This is a genomic window from Camelimonas fluminis, from assembly GCF_014656355.1.
GTDB classification, from domain to species: Bacteria; Pseudomonadota; Alphaproteobacteria; order Rhizobiales; family Beijerinckiaceae; genus Camelimonas; species Camelimonas fluminis.
The window spans coordinates 8,551-8,957 of the sequence record NZ_BNCG01000060.1; the positions used below are offsets into that span (position 1 = coordinate 8,551).

Consider the following 407-nt stretch of genomic DNA (forward strand, 5'->3'; position numbering starts at 1 on the left):
CACATCAAGAATATGACCTGCGGCGGCTGCGCCCGCAGCGTGACCAAGGCTATCCAGAGCGTTGACGCACAAGCCAAGGTGACCATCGATCCGAACACCCGGAAGGTCGAGGTCGCCTCGCTGCGCCCGCGCGCCGATTTCGAGGCGGCGTTGCAGCGCGCCGGTTATCCGGCCGCTGCAGCCGCGTGACACTAAAGCACCCGGCCCGCCGGCGGGCCGGGTGTTCGTGGATTTTAAAGCCAAGCCCATCCGGAATTGGTCGCGGAACACGCCCAAGTGGTGTGGGGCCGCCGGATCAACGAAACAATCGTCTTTTCAGCGCGTTATCCTGCTGCACCCCGGTCACAGTGTCACCAAATTGACCGAACAAAAGGAAGCGGCCGATGGATAAGACAGAGCATCATCAG

Annotated in this window: 1 protein-coding gene; it reads left to right on the forward strand. The window is 61.9% G+C overall.

What is annotated here, in order from left to right:
- A partial coding sequence (locus IE243_RS21135) for a heavy-metal-associated domain-containing protein (RefSeq protein WP_191321291.1) occupies nucleotides 1–189 on the forward strand: 189 nt, incomplete at its 5' end.
- Nucleotides 190–407: the final 218 nt, after the last annotated feature.